A 17,439-nucleotide genomic window follows, 5' to 3' on the forward strand; every position below is an offset into this window, starting at 1 on the left:
CAATGTGTCACAATATACCGGCACGGGGTATGGGATAGCCACACCGGATCGGAACTTCTGATTGCCTCAAAACGTCCAAACCCTTGCGATTTAGCGGGGGATTTCGGTGACGCTCCTCAGCCTTCCCTCCTGCGGCTGTCCAATCAACTGCTACTTCACAGAAAACTATGAAACGAGATCGCCGCTCCGCTCGAAATCTGCTGCGTTGGATTCTCGGTCAACCCGAGCGAGATCGTCGGACGAGGCCCAAGAATAGACCTCGGCTGGAGGCACTTGAATCGCGGCGATTACTGAACGCCGACAACGGGCCGCATCCGAACGACCCGACCTACGACCTCAACAGTTTTGAGATTTCAGCCAACCTGTCGATCTACGTCGATTCGCAGCAGGTAACGATTCCAGCTAGCTCGGGTGACCCGTCAACCGGCGAGGCCGATATTCATGTCCATGACAATTCCGGCGCTGTCCATATTCATCCGCAGACGCCGCTGACCGATTTCGTTCAGTTAGGCGACTTCTTTGATTCTTGGGATGCGAACCCGGCACCCGGAAGTCCGTCAACCATCGAACTGTCTAACACACAGCTTTTTGGCAATTTCGTCGATAGCAGCAATCGGCTACAGATGTTCGTCAACGGCATTGAGGTTGAGGGCGAGTTTGCGGAGTACCAGATTCATGACAACGACAACATCGTCCTGGTCTACGGTTCCAATCCGGTGGTCAGCTTCGACACGAATGCCGGCAGCATTCCGCTGGAACTGTTGGCGGACGAAGCCCCCATCGCCGTGGATAACTTTCTTGATTACGTCAATGGTGGCGCTGACGGGCGTGGATACGACGGCACAATTCTTCACCGCTCGGTCCCGGACCTTGCGATCTTGGGGGGCGGCTTTCGCCCCACCAGCTTGACGACGACAGAGTTGCTGAACATCCGGGGGCCGCTTCGATTTGGCCCAAACAATTTCAGTCGCTTCATTCCCGAGCTTGATGGTATCACGAGCGAACGCGGTCCCGGCGACCGGTCGAATACCTACGGCACGCTTTCCGGGGTCGCCAGCCGCAACGGCTTGACCAGTGGGTTCCTATTCAACACCGCAGACAATGCGCATCTCGACGATCGAGGCTTCACTGTCTTCGCCGTCGCGCTGGGCACAGCGACTCCAGATGGCCAACCGGTTGCCAACTCCACGCTCAACGAGATCGTCGGCTTCACAACCGTGGACGTCGATCGCAGCAACGACAACGGTGGCGACACCCTTTTTCCAGACTTTGACGAAGTGCCGTACACGCCAGCGGGTGAGTTGGTGGCAATCCAAGCGGTCTCTGGTAATGGGACGGTGCGGGGGCAGGTTTTCGCGGACCAGAACCAAGACGGCGTGTTGAACAATGGCGAAGCCGGTCTGGCGGGCAGGACGATCTACAGCGATACCAACGACAACGGCGTATTGGATGCAGACGAAGCTTCAGTCGTCACGGACTCCAACGGTGCCTATGCGCTGTATCTCGAACCGGGGCCCCACACGATCCGCCAACAGACCGTGCCTTGGGAAAATCAAACAACGCCGGTTGGTCCTGAAACGTTTACTTTGGACGTCGAGATCGGTCGGGAAATCAGTGATATCGTGTTCGGCAATTTTGAAGTCAGCAGTCCTACGCCTACGGCACTGGATGACGTGTTCATCGATCTCGCTAGAGACAGCGCCGACAACTTGTTGAATGTGCTATTAAACGACCAATTCATCGGTAACGCCGGCGAGACGCTTCGCATCACGGCCGTTAGCCAACCAAACCAAGGCGGCACGGTAACGATCAGCAGTGGCGACGATAATCTAATTTACACACCGGCTGCAAACTTCAGCGGCACGGAGACATTTACCTACACAGTGACCGACCGTAGCGGTGTCATTGGTTCGACCAGCCAAGCGACCGTTACTGTGACCGTCGACGCGGTCGATGACCCGACGACGAACGACCGGCCAACTCCGATCGCTGATACATTCACCGTTCGACAAAACACATCCAACACGACGCTTGACGTGCTCGCCAACGACTCGGACCTTCAGGGCGACACATTGACGGTTGCTGCCATCGACACCAGTGGAGCCAGAGGAACCGTCACGATTCCGACGAACCGCATGAGCTTGCTGTACACGCCGCCCGCCAATTTCAGCGGAACCGATACGTTTACTTACACGTTAAGCGATGGAACGAACGAGGCGGCACCGGTAACAGTGACCGTTAACGTCGTCGACGAATCCACGAACGGGAGTAACGGAAGTCTTGCTGGTCTCGTCTATCTCGACGCCAATGACAACAATGTTCGCGAGTCGGTCGAGGGCGGCATCCCTGGCGTCGTTATCACGTTGACCGGCACAACCGATTTGGGAGCAGCGGTCGAGCAGTCCAGGCTTACCGATGCCGATGGTGCGTACTCGTTCGATGGCCTGGAGCCGGGAACCTACCAGGTATCCAAGCGGCAATCGACTGCTCTCGTTGATGGTCAGGACTCCTACAACGGGACGAGTTCTACGCATAGCGTGATGGACAACCTCGTGCTGGCCGGCGGTCAGCAGTTGGCGGGGATCAACTTTGGCGAGACCGGCTTGCAGTTGGAGTACATCAGCATCGCTTGGTTCTTTGCCTCGTCTGAGTCAAACATCGAGATGTTGCGGGAAACGCTGGCGATCGCCGAAGAGAACACTGGCGATTCGGATCTCGCGGAGAGCATCCGCGCCGGCCGCGGCGACGTTCCGACCGATGTTAACGACGCGCCCTTGGCAAGCAACGACAATTTCGAGTTGCAGCAGGGCGGTACGCTCACCGTGACTGCAGCCAGTGGTGTCCTGGTGAACGACACCGATGCGGATAATGATTCACTAACAGCAACTGTCGTTGGTCAACCGCGCAACGGCAACCTAACGCTGAATCCTGACGGCTCTTTCACATACATTCCGAACGCAAGTTTCAGCGGGACCGATTCGTTTTCATATACGGCAAGCGATGGGCGTCTGACATCGAACATCGCTACGGTCACCGTGACTGTGACGGAGATCGACGATCCCGATCCACCCAATACGCCGTTTGGTCCGGTAACGCCAGGTTCGTTTGAAGACGCTGGCGTGCTCGGCATCCGCACGGACCTGCAGCCTGGCGCACCCTCGCTGACGGCAGATCACGTCTCGACGCCCGTCGACTACACCGGCTACAGCAACCCGCCGACTTACGGTCCGCATCATGCATTCCTGCGTGATGGACAAGGAAATGTGGTCACGCCGCGCCCGACGGGTGTGTATCAAACCGAACAGCCGGATGAAGACCTCCTACACAATCTCGAACACGGACATGTCTGGATCAGTTACAACCCGACGCGTCTGAGTAGTGAGGACATCAGTAAACTGGAGCAGTTCGTCATCGACGGCGGCACGGACACGGGTGTAATTCTTACGCCACGGGTCGCTAATGACACAGCCATCGCAGCGGCTTCCTGGGCACGGTTACAGACATTCGATTCGTACGATCCGGTCGCACTCCGCAACTTTGTCGAGGCGAACCGTGGCAAGTCGCCCGAAGGATTCATTCCCGGGGGGCAGAAGGCGGGCAATTCGGCCAGCGAAAACCTTGATGATGGGCTTGACCACGGCATGGCACCTCCGAATCCCAATATCGCACCGAACGCGAACGATGATTCGTTCATGACAGATCGCGGGAGCACGCTGAGCATTTCCGTTGCGCAGGGCGTTTTGGCCAATGACACCGATCCAGAGAGCGACAGTCTAGCGGCCTCCGTCGTATCGAATCCGGGCAACGGGACTTTGTCGCTGAGTTCTGACGGCACGTTCACCTATTCACCAAACGCTGGCTTTACCGGAGTTGATTCGTTTACTTACCGGGCCAGCGACGGAGTGCTGTCGTCAAATGTTGCTACGGTGTCGATCACGGTTTCGGACCCGGGCGGCACGACAAACTCCGCACCAACGGCTGCCAGCGACGTCTATTCCGTTGCCGCGGGCCAGACGCTTTCGGTCGGAGCGGCTGACGGCGTATTGAATAATGATTCCGACCCAGAGAACGACAATTTATCCGCAACAGTCGCACAGAATGTAAACAATGGCCAGTTGACACTCAACGCCGACGGTTCGTTCTCGTACTCTCCCAACGCCGGCTTCACGGGCACCGACACATTCACCTACTCGGCGAGCGATGGCAGCCTGACTTCAAACGGGATCGTTCAGATCTCTGTGAACCCGGAGAACAACACCGAGTCCTTCTCCGTCTCGGCGCTGCCCAGCCAGGACGCCACGCTGGTCGAGAACCCGACCGGAGCGGTCGCCAATGGTGCCGGTCCCGGAATATTCGTCGGAACGACGAATCGCAACGCCAACGCCATTCGACGCGGCCTGATCGCCTTCGACCTGATCGACGCCGGGGTGCCCCAAGGAGCCACGATCACCAACGTCGAGTTGACATTGAACATGTCGAGGACACTTTTTGGTGATAGCGACGTGGCGCTCCATCGAGTTTCAACCGCATGGAGTGAAGGTCCGTCAGATGGCGGCGGGTTTGGGGTCCAGGCGGAAACCGACGATGCAACGTGGATCCACACCGCGTTCCCGTCATCGAATTGGAGCAATCCTGGTGGCGACTTCGTCGCCAGCGCGAGCGCCACAACCGCGGTGGGTGGAGTCGGCTCCTACAGTTGGACATCTTCGCAATTGATTGCCGATGTGCAGTCATGGATCGACAATCCGTCGAACAACTTCGGCTGGATATTACTCGGTGATGAGACTCAACCTTCTTCTAAGAGATTTGATAGCCGAGAGGCTCCCAACGCCGGGGACAGGCCCAGCCTGAGCGTAACGTATACGGTCGCCGCCAATGATACCAACACGGCACCGACGGCAAACAATGACTCATTCAGCTCCGGCGCGGGCAGCACGCTTGACGTCCCCGTGACGCAAGGCTTGTTAGCAAATGATTCCGATCCGGAGAACGACAACCTGACCGCCACGGTCGTATCGAATCCAAGCGGCGGTCGTCTCGAGTTGAGTCTGGATGGCTCGTTCTCTTTCACACCCAACAGTGGTTTTACTGGCACCGATTCGTTTACCTATCGAGTACACGATGGGAAGCTGTTCTCCAGCACCGCAACCGTGTCGATCACCATTGATTCGACAAACGCCGCGCCTTCGGCCACGAATGACACTTATTCTGTCAATGAAGGACAAACGCTGACGGTAAATTCGGCGACGGGCGTGTTGAGCAACGATTCCGATGCGGACAACGATAGTTTGACTGCCACCGTCGTGTCGCAACCGAGCAATGGGACGTTGACGCTGAGTTCCGAAGGTTCGTTTACCTACGTCCCGAACGCCAACTTCTCGGGAAGCGATACGTTTACCTATCGAGCCAACGACGGTGACCTATCGTCAAACGTTGCCACCGTCTCGATCACGGTCGACGCAACGAACAGTGCGCCATCAGGCTCGAGTGACAACTATTCGGTTGACGAAGGTCGAACTCTTGTGGTGAATGCCGCTACGGGTGTCTTGACCAACGATTCCGATCCGGAGAACGACAGCCTCACAGCCGCGCTCGTGTCCAATCCAAGTAGCGGCACGTTAACACTCAACGCCGACGGTTCGTTCACTTATGCACCCACCGCCGACTTTACGGGCAATGACTCGTTTACCTATCGGGCCAGCGACGGGTCGTTGACGTCCGACATCACAACCGTCTCGATCACCGTCAACTCGACCAACTCCGCGCCTTCCTCGTTGAATGACTCTTATTCAACCGGCACAGACCAGACGCTGACGGTCAGCGCGACAAACGGAGTCTTGGCGAATGATTCCGATCCAGAGAACGACAGTTTGACGGCCACAGTTGTCTCAAACCCGTTGGGAGGCACGCTGACGCTCAATGCAGATGGCTCGTTCACCTATGCACCCAATGCCAACTTTACCGGGGCTGACAGGTTTACCTATCGGGCCGGCGATGGTTCGCTCTCATCCAATCCCTCAACTGTAACGGTCACGGTTGGCCAAGCCCAGACTGCAACACTGACGCCGTTCAAGGATACGACGCTGTACGAAGATCCCAACGGAGGCAACGCCAACGGTTCCGGCCAGTACTTCTTCGCCGGACGGACGGCCGAGCCGGGGAATTCGTTGCGACGCGGCCTGGTCGCCTTCGACGCGGCCTCCAATATCCCCGCAGGTGCAACGATCACCGATGTCACCCTACAGCTCTTCATGTCGCGCACGATTGTCCAGCCATACGACGTTAGCCTTCATCGGGTCACCTCAGACTGGAACGAAGGAAGTACCGATCAAACCGGCGAGGAAGGCGGCGCGCACGTGACAGCGCCGGCACCGGGCGATGCCACCTGGATTCACAGCGAGTTTCCGTCCGCGTTCTGGAACACTCCGGGCGGCGACTTCGACCCGACACGGCTCGCGACGACATCGGTGGGCGATACGCGAGAATACTTCTATTGGAATTCCGCGGAACTGGCGGCTAGCGTCCAGGATTGGGTGGACAACCCCTCGCAGAACTTCGGCTGGATGCTGATCGGCGATGAAACGGTGATTTCGGCCAAGCGGTTCGACAGCAGCGAGAGCCCTGATCCTGCAACTCGGCCCACCTTGCTCGTCACCTACATCATGCCGGCGGCGGGCAACAACGCTCCTGTCGCTCGAAATGATTCCTATGAAGTCGATGAAGGAAATACGCTCAGTGTTTCGGCCCCACAAGGCGTTTTGGCCAACGACACCGATCCCGAGAATGACAATCTGACCGCCACGGTGGTCTCGAATCCGTCCAGTGGCACGTTGACGCTCAGCTCCGACGGCTCGTTTACCTACGCACCCAACGCGGGATTCACTGGCACGGATACGTTCACTTATCGAGCGAACGACAACCAATCGTTTGGGGAAGCAACCGTCACCATCACAGTTAACGCGGCCAACTCCCCGCCTTCGGCTGCCGACGATGTTTACTCGACTGACGAAGACCAGACGCTCACGATCGACGCGTCGGGCGGCGTGCTGGCCAACGACACCGATCCCGAGAATGACAACCTGACGGCCACGGTAGTATCGAATCCGTCCAGTGGCACATTGACACTCAACTCCGACGGCTCATTTACCTACGCACCCAACGCTGATTTTAGCGGAACGGACACGTTCACCTATACCGCCGGCGACGGTCAACTTTCGTCGGGCGTTGCAACCGCCACCATCACAGTCAACGCGGTCAACTCCCCGCCTTCGGCTGCCGACGACGTTTACTCGACTGACGAAGATCAGACGCTCACGATCGATGCGGCGGGCGGCGTGTTGGCCAATGACACCGATCCCGAGAATGATAACCTGACGGCCACGGTGGTCTCGAATCCGTCCAGTGGCACGTTGACACTCAACGCTGACGGCTCATTCACCTACGCACCCAATACCGGCTTCTCCGGTACCGATACGTTTACCTACACCGCTGGCGACGGCCAGCTATCGTCTAGCGTTGCAACTGTCTCCATCTCGGTAAGTTCGGTCAACTCCGCGCCCTCCGCCTCCGACGACGTTTACTCGACGAACGAAGGCCAGACGCTCACGATCGACGTGGCAGGCGGCGTGCTAGCCAACGACACCGATCCCGATAACGACAACCTGACAGCCACGGTGGTAGCGAATCCGTCCAGTGGCACGGTGACGCTAGGCTCTGACGGCGCATTCACCTACGTACCCAACGCCGGTTTCTCCGGAACGGATACGTTTACCTATACCGCTGGCGATGGTCAGCTATCGTCGCCCACAGCCACGGTCACGGTGACCGTGGTTGCCGCGCAGGTCGAGACGGCGACCTTATCCGCCAACAAAGACGCGACGCTCTACGAACGGGCCGACGGTTCGGTTGCCAATGGTGCCGGGCAGTACTTCTTTGCCGGCAAGACCCTTGAATCGTCCAATACACTGCGACGCGGACTGATCGCGTTTGACGTCGCGGCGGGAATTCCCAGCGGTGCGACGATCACGGATGTGACACTGGAACTGAACATGTCGCGCACGATTGTCGATGAGTTTGATGTCAATCTGCACCGTGTGACGACCCAGTGGAATCAAGGCACGTCAGATCAGATCGGTGAGGAAGGCGGCTTGAATCCGGTGCCGCCGACCGCTGGCGACGCCACTTGGATTCACAGCGAATTTGACACGGCGTTGTGGAACACGCCGGGCGGCGATTTTGAAGCGACGCCAGCCGCGACGACGCCGGTCAACCGCCGTGGCACGTACCAATGGAATTCACAGCAGATGGTGGCCAATGTCCAGGATTGGCTCGACAACCCTTCCCAGAATTTTGGCTGGGCGGTGCTGACTGATGAAGTCAACGTTTCCGCCAAACGTTTTGACAGCAGCGAGAACCCCAACGCCGACAATCAGCCCCGATTGATCGTGACCTACACGGTGCCTGCGGGCACTGGAAACACCGCGCCGGTCGCGGCTGACGATAGCTATTCCGTTGACGAAGACGAGACGCTCAACATCAGCGCGTCAGCCGGTGTCCTCGCAAACGATTCCGATGCCGACAATGACCCATTGACGGTAACCGTTGTCGACGACGTCGATAACGGGCAACTGACCCTCAATAGCGACGGCTCGTTGACGTACACGCCGAACCCGGATTACAACGGCGCGGATTCGTTCACATATACCGCTAGCGATGGACAGTCGTCAGCCGTTGGCACGGTGGTCATCACGGTGAACCCCGTTGATGAGCCGCAAGCATCCTCCGTGACGATTGTCTCTCGTCAAGATACGACGTTGATAGAATCGACCGACGGCGAAAGGGGTAACGGCGCGGGGACCGGTTTCTTCGTTGGACGGACCAACGGGAATGGCGGCGGGTTGCCCGTTCGCCGCGGGCTCGTTGAATTCGACCTGGCCGGCGCGAGCATCCCCGCCGGTGCGACGATCACCAATGTCGAATTGACATTGAACATGTCGCAAACGACCACCGGTGAGGCCGACGTTGCTCTGCATCGGGTCACCAGCGATTGGGGCGAGGGCGCATCGTCAGGCGGCGGCTCGGGCGCTCAAGCCCAGACCAACGACGCCACTTGGTTGCACACGTTTTACGCCGGAGCAACTTGGAACACGCCGGGCGGTGACTTCGAGTCGTCTGCCAGCGCCAGCACGCCGGTCGACGGTGTTGGCTCCTATTCCTGGTCTTCGCCTCAATTAGTGGCGGACGTTCAGTCCTGGCTTGCCGACCCGTCCAGCAATTTTGGATGGATCATGATCGGTGATGAAACGGCGCCGTCCACGAAACGATTCGACAGTCGCGAGCATGCAAACGCCGACAATCGGCCTCAACTGAAAATCGATTTCGAGGTGTAAGCCGCCCTGCTTGCGGAGGCTGAGTGCACAAGAGTCTCCGTTGAGTTGAGGGTTATCATCATACGGATGCTAAACTCAATTGAGCACCAGTGACACGACCGATCTCGTTGTAGGGAGGCTCGTTTTCATTAGTTCTCAGATCTTTGCAAAGACGAGAGAATCACGCATCTCAGAAACAGTTGGGGCATTTTATGAAGACGGCAGGCGACTCGGATTCCTCGAATCAGGTTCGGGTGCTTTTTGCGGGATTTGGCCGATTGGGTTTGAGCATCATGCGAAATCTGCTCGCCTCTTCGGGCGAAGTAATCGTGTTAGGGATGATGCCTGCGAGCAACTTGAGTCGCTATCGATTTCTAGTAGATCATCCGTCAGAAATTGAACTACTACAGTTGGCCCATGACAACCATGTTCGGATTCTGACAGCGCCAAGTATCAACTCGGACGAATTCCGGTCTGAATTGCTCAATCTCTCACCCGACGTCCTGCTAATTGGCAGCTGGGCTGAAATCATCAAGCAGCCAGTTCTGTCGATAGCAAAGGAACGCGTGATCAACTGCCACGGTTCTCTGTTGCCGAAGTACCGAGGTGCATGCCCACAAATCGCTACCATTTTTAATGGCGACAAAAGTGCGGGGATCACTTTTCATCTAATTGATGAAGGAATTGATACGGGGCACATTCTACGGCAGCAAGACGTTGAAGTTAGGCCGCGAGATACTGCGATCCAACTCGACGAACGCATCGCGAATCGATTCGGTGAGTCAGTCGTGGAGCTACTTTGCGATTTCAAGAACGGGGCAATTGTTCCCCAAAAGCAAACAGGTGGAGCTTCCTACGTGCCGAAAGAACACCCAGAGTGGGCTTGGATTCCGTGGGAGGAAGATCCGGAAGTGATCGATCGACGAATCCGCGCTCTTCACGGAATTTTGCCATTAATCACATCGGATGGCCAACTCGCATTTGGATTTGATGAAGGTGAGGTTGTCAAATCGAACACCACCCGGATTAATGGGCGCGCCTTTAATCTCTTCCAAATTCGTAGTCAACTTCGCCCGGGAACAGTGCTGGCAGTGGATTCTGAAAACGTAGTGGTTTGCACGCGAAACCCTGACTTCGTCGTTCAACTGAAGCTGCCCCTCATTGTTCAAGATGGGCAGACGCCCCCTGTGATCCGACCAGGAGAGCGTTTTTTCAGTATTGCAGTCCAGAACATTTTGAAGTCGGCTTGATTAACATTTGGTTGGCCGAGCTAGAACGTTGCCGTCCAGCGGACGCCGATCACGTCGATGTCACTATTGTCGGGCAGAATCCAGTGCTCGTGGTTCAACAACAGCAGACTGCCGCCGGGCGTCGCTACATTGAACCCCCAGGTAACACGGTCGATCTCCTCATCGCCGCCCGTAGACCTTCGCTCCAAATTGTCGAGCCGCGCCACAAACGAAAGCGGCTCCCAAAGCCTGTATTCGGTTTCGGCGACGTAACCAGATGTAAATTCATCAAGGTCCGATGCGGTCAACGCAAAATTCCGGCGTTGTGCATACTCGAAATAGAAACGCAGCTTTTCGTTTGGCCTGGCGATCGCATCCCAGCCAATCATCTGATACCGCGCGGGATCATCAAACGGGTCGTCCGAAATCGCTCCCGCCATGGCTGAAAAACCCAGCCTCATCCGGTTGTTGCCCAGGGTCATGCGGCCTCCGTAATCCGGCCGACGATTGTTATCGTAGTACCGCCTGCTGGTGTTGAAGTTGATTCCGGATGCATTGCCCTGAAGTCCGTTGACCGCAAACAGGTCAATCGTTGCCACCCAGTCGTTCGATGCGGCAAGGGCAAACTGCAAGTCAACGCCTTCGTCAGAGAACGGCAACATTAGTACCGGCCGGATGCTGCGGTCCACTCGCCGCCCCATATCAAACATCAGCGGGTTGGTCACCGTGCGTAAACTTCCCGGATGAACCATCGAGGAGAAAGCGCCAAAAGGAACGATGAATCGCCCCACCTTCAGCTCGGCTTTGAACGGACACTCGTCGGCAAACCGAGGGCTTTGTTTTGACTTCTGCGGTTTTTGTTTGTTTAAAAACGACAACAAATCCAATGTCGCGCTCGCTTCAACCAGTTCCAGGGTGAAGCCGCCACTGGTGTTGCGATCGGAATGGCAACTCGTACATGCGGTGACTTTCGCTTTCAGTGGCCCCTCGGATTGCCAGTCAGCCGTTGCCCAGGCATCAATAAAGAATCCGGGGGTTTCGATCGTATCGCTGCTTCCACGCCACACGGTTGAGGCCGTCGTCGAAAAACTCCACGGACTGACGCTTTCTTCGGCAGCCGCGGATTCACCGTCACCGCCTGATTCGTTTTGCGAACCTTCATTTTGCGAGCGAAGGTACGTAGCGATCGCGCGAAAGCTCGAACTGGGAACTTGCGCGCCGTCCATCGCTGCCATCCGCCGGATCGTCTGCATCCAACCGGCAAAGCTCTTCCGCTTGCTCAATGATCGTTGAGCGTCGTGACACTGGATGCAAGATGAGTTGAACGCAATCCTTCCCTGTTCGATCAGTGCCCTGTCCGGCCCGTCATCTTCAGATGCATCGCCTCCAGTTGCATCCTCTTCGTTTTCGGAATCTTCATCGTCCGACTCGGTGTCGGCTTCATCGTCGGAACTTTCGGCTGCCCCGGCTTCGGCTGTCAAGAATACCGCAATCGGTTCAAAGTCGGCCGATGGAATGTCGGCATCATCCATCGCCGCCATACGGCGAATTGTTCGCATCCATCCATCGAAACTCTTTTGCTTGCTTAGCGACCGCTCCGCATCATGGCATTCGACACAGGATCGGTTAAAGGCGATCTTCCCACGCTCTAACAACGTTACCGCTGACGATTCGGTTTCCCCCGCCTCGGTTTTTTCGCCGTTCTCCTCATCTTCCTCTGCGTCGGCTTCGTTGGTGCCCACTTCGTCGTTGGTAGTGTAGAGGTGACCTCGTGGATCACGCAGCACCTGCGCGGACGCCGATCCCGCGCATCGCAATACGATCACGCCAAGAATCATTAGTATCAAAGGGCGTCCAATCCCATCCACCGCACATCGTCCCCATCCTTGGGTGTCAGCTATCTAGGTTACATCTCGGCGGAAAGTAGCAAAACTTGCGAATTGGAGTCAAGATTCGCTTGTTAGCAATTTCGTTCGGACCGTCCAAGGGCGAGGTGTAGTCAAACCGACTCTTCAGTGACGTCTTGTTGACACCAATTTCGCTCGATTGTTTTTCGCAAAAGGTCCTAAACGCGTCGTTTTCAGCGATTTGCCGCTTTGGCACATGGAATGCGTCGCTTTGCCATCAGTAAAACGTTCTACCCCTCCCAATTCAGGACAAAACAATGAAACGCCTATTGATGGTCGCAATGACGGCCGGAATTCTCAGTGTAGGGATCGGCACTGCAAGAACTGAAGCTGCCGATTTCATCTATCGGGACTATCACCACGGTCCGGCCTACGGGCATCGAATCGTAGGAGGTCACAGATCATCGGGCGTCCACCATATCGATCGCGGAATTGGCGTTTACGGTGGTCACGGCTTGGTTGGCCACGGCACGCATTACCCCCACTACGGATCGGGCTATCGCGGCTACATTTCGGGGCATCACGTGCCAGCGTATCGTTCCTATCGTCCTATCCACCGTAGCCAAGGCGGGGTCCACCTGGATGTGGGACCGTTGCATTTTGGCATCGGCGGACATTAACGCGGTAGCTTCGGCGGTTCCTGGTGACGCGCCCTGAGCGCCCGACGCGCCGGCGCCATGTCGATTGTCGACCAGTCCCGGCGCGCGAAACGTTCGGCTCAGCGCATTCCGGTTCCACCAAACACGTCGATGTCACTTGGGCGAGCAATTTGAATGCGTCGGCCGGTGAATGCTTCAAGTCTCTGATGCAACGTGCCGATGCGTTGCCTCATACCTGACAGCATCTGTTCGCGATTCTCACCCTTTGGTTTACTTGCCTGCCAGTCGTCGTCGGCCAGCCATTGCTCTGCTGCGCGATGTGCTGACTGAAGCGTCTGCCGGCTCTCTGCATCGAGCTTTTTCGTCCTTCCACATGGTGGCTTGTTCCAGGTGTATCGTTGCCGCGTTGAGTTCTCTACAAACGCAAGTCACATCGCCTACTTGATCCCCTTTTTCTAGTTGGCAACAGCAATGCGAGCTTTGAACGCAGTGATGCGACGAGAGTGCAAGGTGCGCGGCGACGAAAGCCTTTTGCATGACGCTGTATGATTGAATTTGTTCTTTCTCCACCGCCGACGCCAGGCGTTCAAGCTCTCCGATCGAATTCTCGATTGTGATACGGGATGCGGCGTCAGCACGAACAGACTCGAGACGCATAAAAGCGGATGCTGTCCTCAGATGATCGGCAGATTTTTGATGATTCCCAGCCAGGAATGCGCTTCGAGCGGATTGAAAATTTTCGCAGGGTTTGTTCACAAACGCAGATAAAATCGTTGCGTCAATCACGACCTTGCTGTGCATTTCATGAACCGTATGCTCATGACCGCCACCGAAGTGGCAAGGATCCACTCGTCAGCGACGATCGAAACGTCCACATCCAGCGTAGTTGGGAACGCGTCAGCCTTGGCATCGATCCTTCGATTCGCAATTCCTATGCGATGACTCGCTCGCTTCTGCTTGAGCGAAGATCGAACAGGCTGGCCGCGGAGCCGTCAATCTAGCCAGTTGAATTTGCGATGACTGCGAACTCTCCGGTGATCGCGCCCATCGGATTTGAACAAATCGATGTTGGCACGCCATCTGCGTAGTGCGTCAGTCGGGATGGCGATTTGCCGAAATATGCCACCATCGCCTCTAACAATTTTACAGCCAAAGGAATTAGTACCGTGTCCAAATATCGCCTTTTTGGAGCCATGATCGCAACGTCCACCGCAGTCATGCTCTTGTTGATGTACCTGAACACTTACGCCATCGATCACGTCTATTGGAGCGAGACTCGCTTCTATATGGCGTTGGTGATGGGTTCGACCATGGCAATGATCATGCTGTCGTTCATGCTAGGGATGTACAAAGACACCAAGACCAATATCGCGATTCTCGTCACCAGCATCGTGGTATTCACTGGATCTTTGTACCTCGTCCGGAGCCAAGAAACGGTTCAAGACGTCGCTTGGATGAAGGCTATGATCCCTCACCACTCAATCGCGATCCTGACCAGTGAAAGGGCTGAGATCAGTGATCCACGGGTCCGTGAATTAGCCGATGAGATCATTAAGGCGCAAAGAAAAGAAATTGCTGAGATGAAGGCGTTGATCGCGGATTTGGAGAATGAGTCTGAAGGCCCGATCGCGTCACGGTAGAACGGCTTGACGAATTGGGTAGGTTGCGAAAGTTGCCGAGCGGAAAAAGGCAGGACATAAGCGCGATCACGGCGAGCATGTCAACTCCGGGAACTGCGCGAGACCGCAGTGACGAAGGCCTTTGGCTCTTAAGACTGTTGCACGCCGTCCGGATGCTGTGGAACTCAATCGGCCGACGTGACGGCTCATCCACCGGTTTGAGCTACAAGCTATCGAGAACGCGCCGTTTTCCCTGTTTTGCTTCACTTTGGAACAGCACTTGCTAAACGTAATCGCAGTTAAAGCGGTCGAGTGATCGCATATGAGAAAATCAATTAATCACGGGAGTAGACGATGAGCCAATTCAAAAGTTGTATCGACGCGTGTCAGCAGTGTGTGGTTGCTTGCACCGAATGCCTCGAAGCCATGGGCGGAAAGAAGAGTGACAACGATTGCCCAAGCTGCTGTGCTCAGTGCATCGACATTTGCGAAGCCTGCGTGAAGGCGATGGCGCGAGATAGCAAGTACGCCAGCCAGTTCTGCCAGTTGTGTGCCGAAATTTGCAAGTGGTGTGCCGATCAATGTGGGCAGCACGACCACGATCATTGCAAGCGTTGTGCGGAAGCTTGTCGAAAATGTGTCAAAGAATGCGAAAGCATGGCAGCAAGTGCTGCTTAAAATTATTGTGCAGTAATGAGTAAAGATCGCCTCCCGTATAGCCTATGCGTGTTACGGGAGGCGATGACGCTCGCTAGGAGTCGAGCGCCTCGATCCAACCGTTTCACTCATTGGCACAGTTTCGCCTAACCAGCATACTCTACCAGGGTATAAGGCCTGTGATGCGTCGATCCTCATTAGCAACGATGATCTCACGAGTACGATGGCGATCCCGGTTCGATGTCGTTCCCGTCATCTCAGCGCAGCGAACATCCCGGAAATAGGTTTGTTGCAGTTCTTGGCGTGCGACCGTGATTCGCTGCACTGCGAAATCAGCGTCAATCAATTCTTGAGCCATGACGTGCGGGTTGTGGCGGCTGTCGGCGTGATGTCGAAGAATGATCGTGCCACCCAGCACGATCACGCGAACCATCTCGAAGACAGCAGCGCGACGCAAGGGTGCTCGTTCCATGAGGATTTGCTGAACGCTGCGATTGGGCAACGGAATGCGCTCAGCCCGTCCGAAGATGTGATGTGGGAAGGCAACGCCCTTGTCAGGCCCGAGCGTTTTCAATGACCGAGGATTGAGGTTCCAAGCATTCTCGTGGCGTCCTTCCCCGCCAATGTCGAGTAGTTCGATTTTGGTTCGCATTCTCTTGGTTGCCCTGCGGCTTCTAGTTCTTTGCTACAAATACGGGCAGTAAATTTCTGCCGCCTGCCAGAACTTGTGGGGCAGCGGAATCAGGATGAGCGCCAGGATCACGAAGGTTGCGTAACCGATCCAGCGGCGACCAGGACTGATGGGTGTGATGTCGTTGAGCGGCGGTGTTCCTCGTCCGGCGATGAAGTAGATGAACAGTGCGAAGAACAATAGTCCGGGCCAAACGAAGATGGCTAGCAGGAACAGCGACCACATGGCGACGCTGCTGATCGTTTCGCCGACTCGCCGTCCGAACATCGCTCGGGCCATGTGACCGCCGTCGAGTTGACCGATCGGCATTAGGTTCAGGGCTGTGACCAACAAACCTAGCCATCCGGCGAACGCGAGCGGGCTGAGTTGTAGCAAGTAGCCGTCTTGAAGCTGGTCTCCCAGTGCGATTTTGGAAATCAACGCAAAAAGCAACGACGATCCGGCGGATGTGCCGTGCCCCATCATCCCGGACGCTGGTTCCGCATCCGGTGGCAGCACTTCGGTCGTTTGCAATCCGATCAGGAGCGCTGGTATCGCAATGACGAGTCCCGCCAGCGGGCCTGCCACCGCGACGTCGAACAATGCTCGTCGATTCCTGGTGGGTGACTTCATCTGAATAAACGCACCGAATGTTCCCAAGGCAAACGGAACTGGGATGAAGAACGGCGGCGAGACATTCAATCCGTGGTGCCGGGCCATGAAGTAGTGGCCCAATTCATGCACGCCGAGGATCAACATCAGGCCAACGGAATACCAAAGGCCGACCGCGATTTCGCTGGGTTGCTCGAGCAGATTGACGCCTTGGTGCAGTGCTCCCGCCCAGGTCGTGGTTAAGAACGTGAGTCCGAACAGGAGCCAGTGCAGCCAAGGTCGGGTCGGGCGTTCCAACATCGCCTCCCCCGTTGGACGGTTCATCACGACGATTGCTGTTCCGAGTTCGTCGTCCTGCTGGATCATCGGAACTGCGTTCTCACCAAAGGCCGATTGCAGTCGAACGAGCGCTTCGTCGGCGGGGGTGGTCAGGCGTCCGCGAAAAATCCCGGCGCCGTTTTGCTGCATCGCGACTCGCACATCCATCACCGCGCGAATGGCATCCGGCTGCTCGCCGTCCGGAATCATGCGAACCCCATCGTCGACCGTGTGGTCGGCTTGCTCCTGTTGCTCACCGCGAGCCGCCGCCGCCATGCTGGCGATCATCCAAAAGCACAGCAACAGAACAATCGGCATCCACAGGAAGCCGCCCATCATCGTTCCGCCGGGTATCATCAACAGTACGAGAACCGGCAAGAAGAGGCAGAGAACAAAGAGTAGGTTGAGCCAGCCAATTGGTGTTGTGTCTTTTTCCATGAGGTCATCCAGTTTGGGTTGT

At 56.4% G+C, this 17,439-nt stretch carries 9 protein-coding genes; 5 read left to right on the forward strand and 4 right to left on the reverse strand.

Annotation, left to right across the window (positions count from 1 at the left end; translation table 11 throughout):
* The first annotated feature begins 167 nt into the window (after positions 1–167).
* Together TBK1r_RS12885 and TBK1r_RS12890 are read left to right on the forward strand one after the other, a co-directional pair.
* On the forward strand, positions 168–9,389 hold the full coding sequence (locus tag TBK1r_RS12885; protein WP_145210991.1) for an Ig-like domain-containing protein: 9,222 nt from the start codon (positions 168–170) through the stop codon (positions 9,387–9,389).
* A gap of 191 nt (positions 9,390–9,580) precedes the next feature.
* Positions 9,581–10,618, forward strand: coding sequence for a methionyl-tRNA formyltransferase (locus TBK1r_RS12890; RefSeq protein ID WP_145210994.1), 1,038 nt, complete (start codon positions 9,581–9,583; stop codon positions 10,616–10,618).
* 20 nt (positions 10,619–10,638) lie between these two features.
* Here the strand turns inward: TBK1r_RS12890 and TBK1r_RS12895 are convergent, their stop codons facing one another.
* Positions 10,639–12,423 carry a TonB-dependent receptor gene (locus TBK1r_RS12895; protein WP_145210997.1) on the reverse strand — a complete coding sequence of 595 codons (1,785 nt, stop codon included), beginning with the start codon at positions 12,421–12,423 and terminating at the stop codon, positions 10,639–10,641.
* A 338-nt stretch (positions 12,424–12,761) separates the two neighbouring features.
* Here TBK1r_RS12895 and TBK1r_RS12900 point away from each other — a divergent pair, with 338 nt between their 5' ends.
* Positions 12,762–13,124 (forward strand): hypothetical protein, encoded by a 363-nt coding sequence (locus TBK1r_RS12900; protein ID WP_145211000.1) that lies wholly within the window; start codon positions 12,762–12,764, stop codon positions 13,122–13,124.
* A gap of 249 nt (positions 13,125–13,373) precedes the next feature.
* Here TBK1r_RS12900 and TBK1r_RS12905 read toward each other — a convergent pair whose 3' ends face one another.
* Positions 13,374–13,904: a hypothetical protein gene (locus TBK1r_RS12905; RefSeq protein ID WP_145211003.1), complete on the reverse strand. Its 531-nt coding sequence runs from the start codon at positions 13,902–13,904 to the stop codon at positions 13,374–13,376.
* A gap of 365 nt (positions 13,905–14,269) precedes the next feature.
* On the opposite strand from TBK1r_RS12905, the gene TBK1r_RS12910 reads away from it, so the two are divergent.
* Both TBK1r_RS12910 and TBK1r_RS39445 read left to right on the forward strand, forming a co-directional pair.
* A complete protein-coding gene (locus TBK1r_RS12910; protein ID WP_473772507.1) occupies positions 14,270–14,743 on the forward strand; it encodes a DUF305 domain-containing protein in 474 nt (157 codons plus the stop codon).
* Between the two features lie 333 nt (positions 14,744–15,076).
* Positions 15,077–15,400, forward strand: a complete 324-nt coding sequence (locus TBK1r_RS39445; protein ID WP_145211006.1) for a four-helix bundle copper-binding protein — start codon at positions 15,077–15,079, stop codon at positions 15,398–15,400.
* A gap of 139 nt (positions 15,401–15,539) precedes the next feature.
* Here the strand turns inward: TBK1r_RS39445 and TBK1r_RS12920 are convergent, their stop codons facing one another.
* Together TBK1r_RS12920 and TBK1r_RS12925 are read right to left on the reverse strand one after the other, a co-directional pair.
* Positions 15,540–16,031: a hypothetical protein gene (locus TBK1r_RS12920; protein WP_145211009.1), complete on the reverse strand. Its 492-nt coding sequence runs from the start codon at positions 16,029–16,031 to the stop codon at positions 15,540–15,542.
* A 33-nt stretch (positions 16,032–16,064) separates the two neighbouring features.
* Positions 16,065–17,417 carry a site-2 protease family protein gene (locus tag TBK1r_RS12925; RefSeq protein ID WP_145211011.1) on the reverse strand — a complete coding sequence of 451 codons (1,353 nt, stop codon included), beginning with the start codon at positions 17,415–17,417 and terminating at the stop codon, positions 16,065–16,067.
* Between the last annotated feature and the right edge of the window lie 22 nt (positions 17,418–17,439).

This window comes from Stieleria magnilauensis (assembly GCA_007753675.1).
GTDB classification, from domain to species: domain Bacteria; phylum Planctomycetota; class Planctomycetia; order Pirellulales; family Pirellulaceae; genus Stieleria; species Stieleria magnilauensis.

Excerpts from the sequence above, each read along its gene's own strand:
- TBK1r_RS12920 (WP_145211009.1), bottom strand. The coding sequence starts at position 16,031 with ATGCGAACCAAAATCGAACTACTCGACATTGGCGGGGAAGGACGCCAC.
- TBK1r_RS12890 (WP_145210994.1), top strand. The coding sequence starts at position 9,581 with ATGAAGACGGCAGGCGACTCGGATTCCTCGAATCAGGTTCGGGTGCTT.
- TBK1r_RS12925 (WP_145211011.1), bottom strand. The coding sequence starts at position 17,417 with ATGGAAAAAGACACAACACCAATTGGCTGGCTCAACCTACTCTTTGTT.
- TBK1r_RS39445 (WP_145211006.1), top strand. The coding sequence starts at position 15,077 with ATGAGCCAATTCAAAAGTTGTATCGACGCGTGTCAGCAGTGTGTGGTT.
- TBK1r_RS12900 (WP_145211000.1), top strand. The coding sequence starts at position 12,762 with ATGAAACGCCTATTGATGGTCGCAATGACGGCCGGAATTCTCAGTGTA.
- TBK1r_RS12905 (WP_145211003.1), bottom strand. The coding sequence starts at position 13,904 with ATGCACAGCAAGGTCGTGATTGACGCAACGATTTTATCTGCGTTTGTG.
- TBK1r_RS12885 (WP_145210991.1), top strand. The coding sequence starts at position 168 with ATGAAACGAGATCGCCGCTCCGCTCGAAATCTGCTGCGTTGGATTCTC.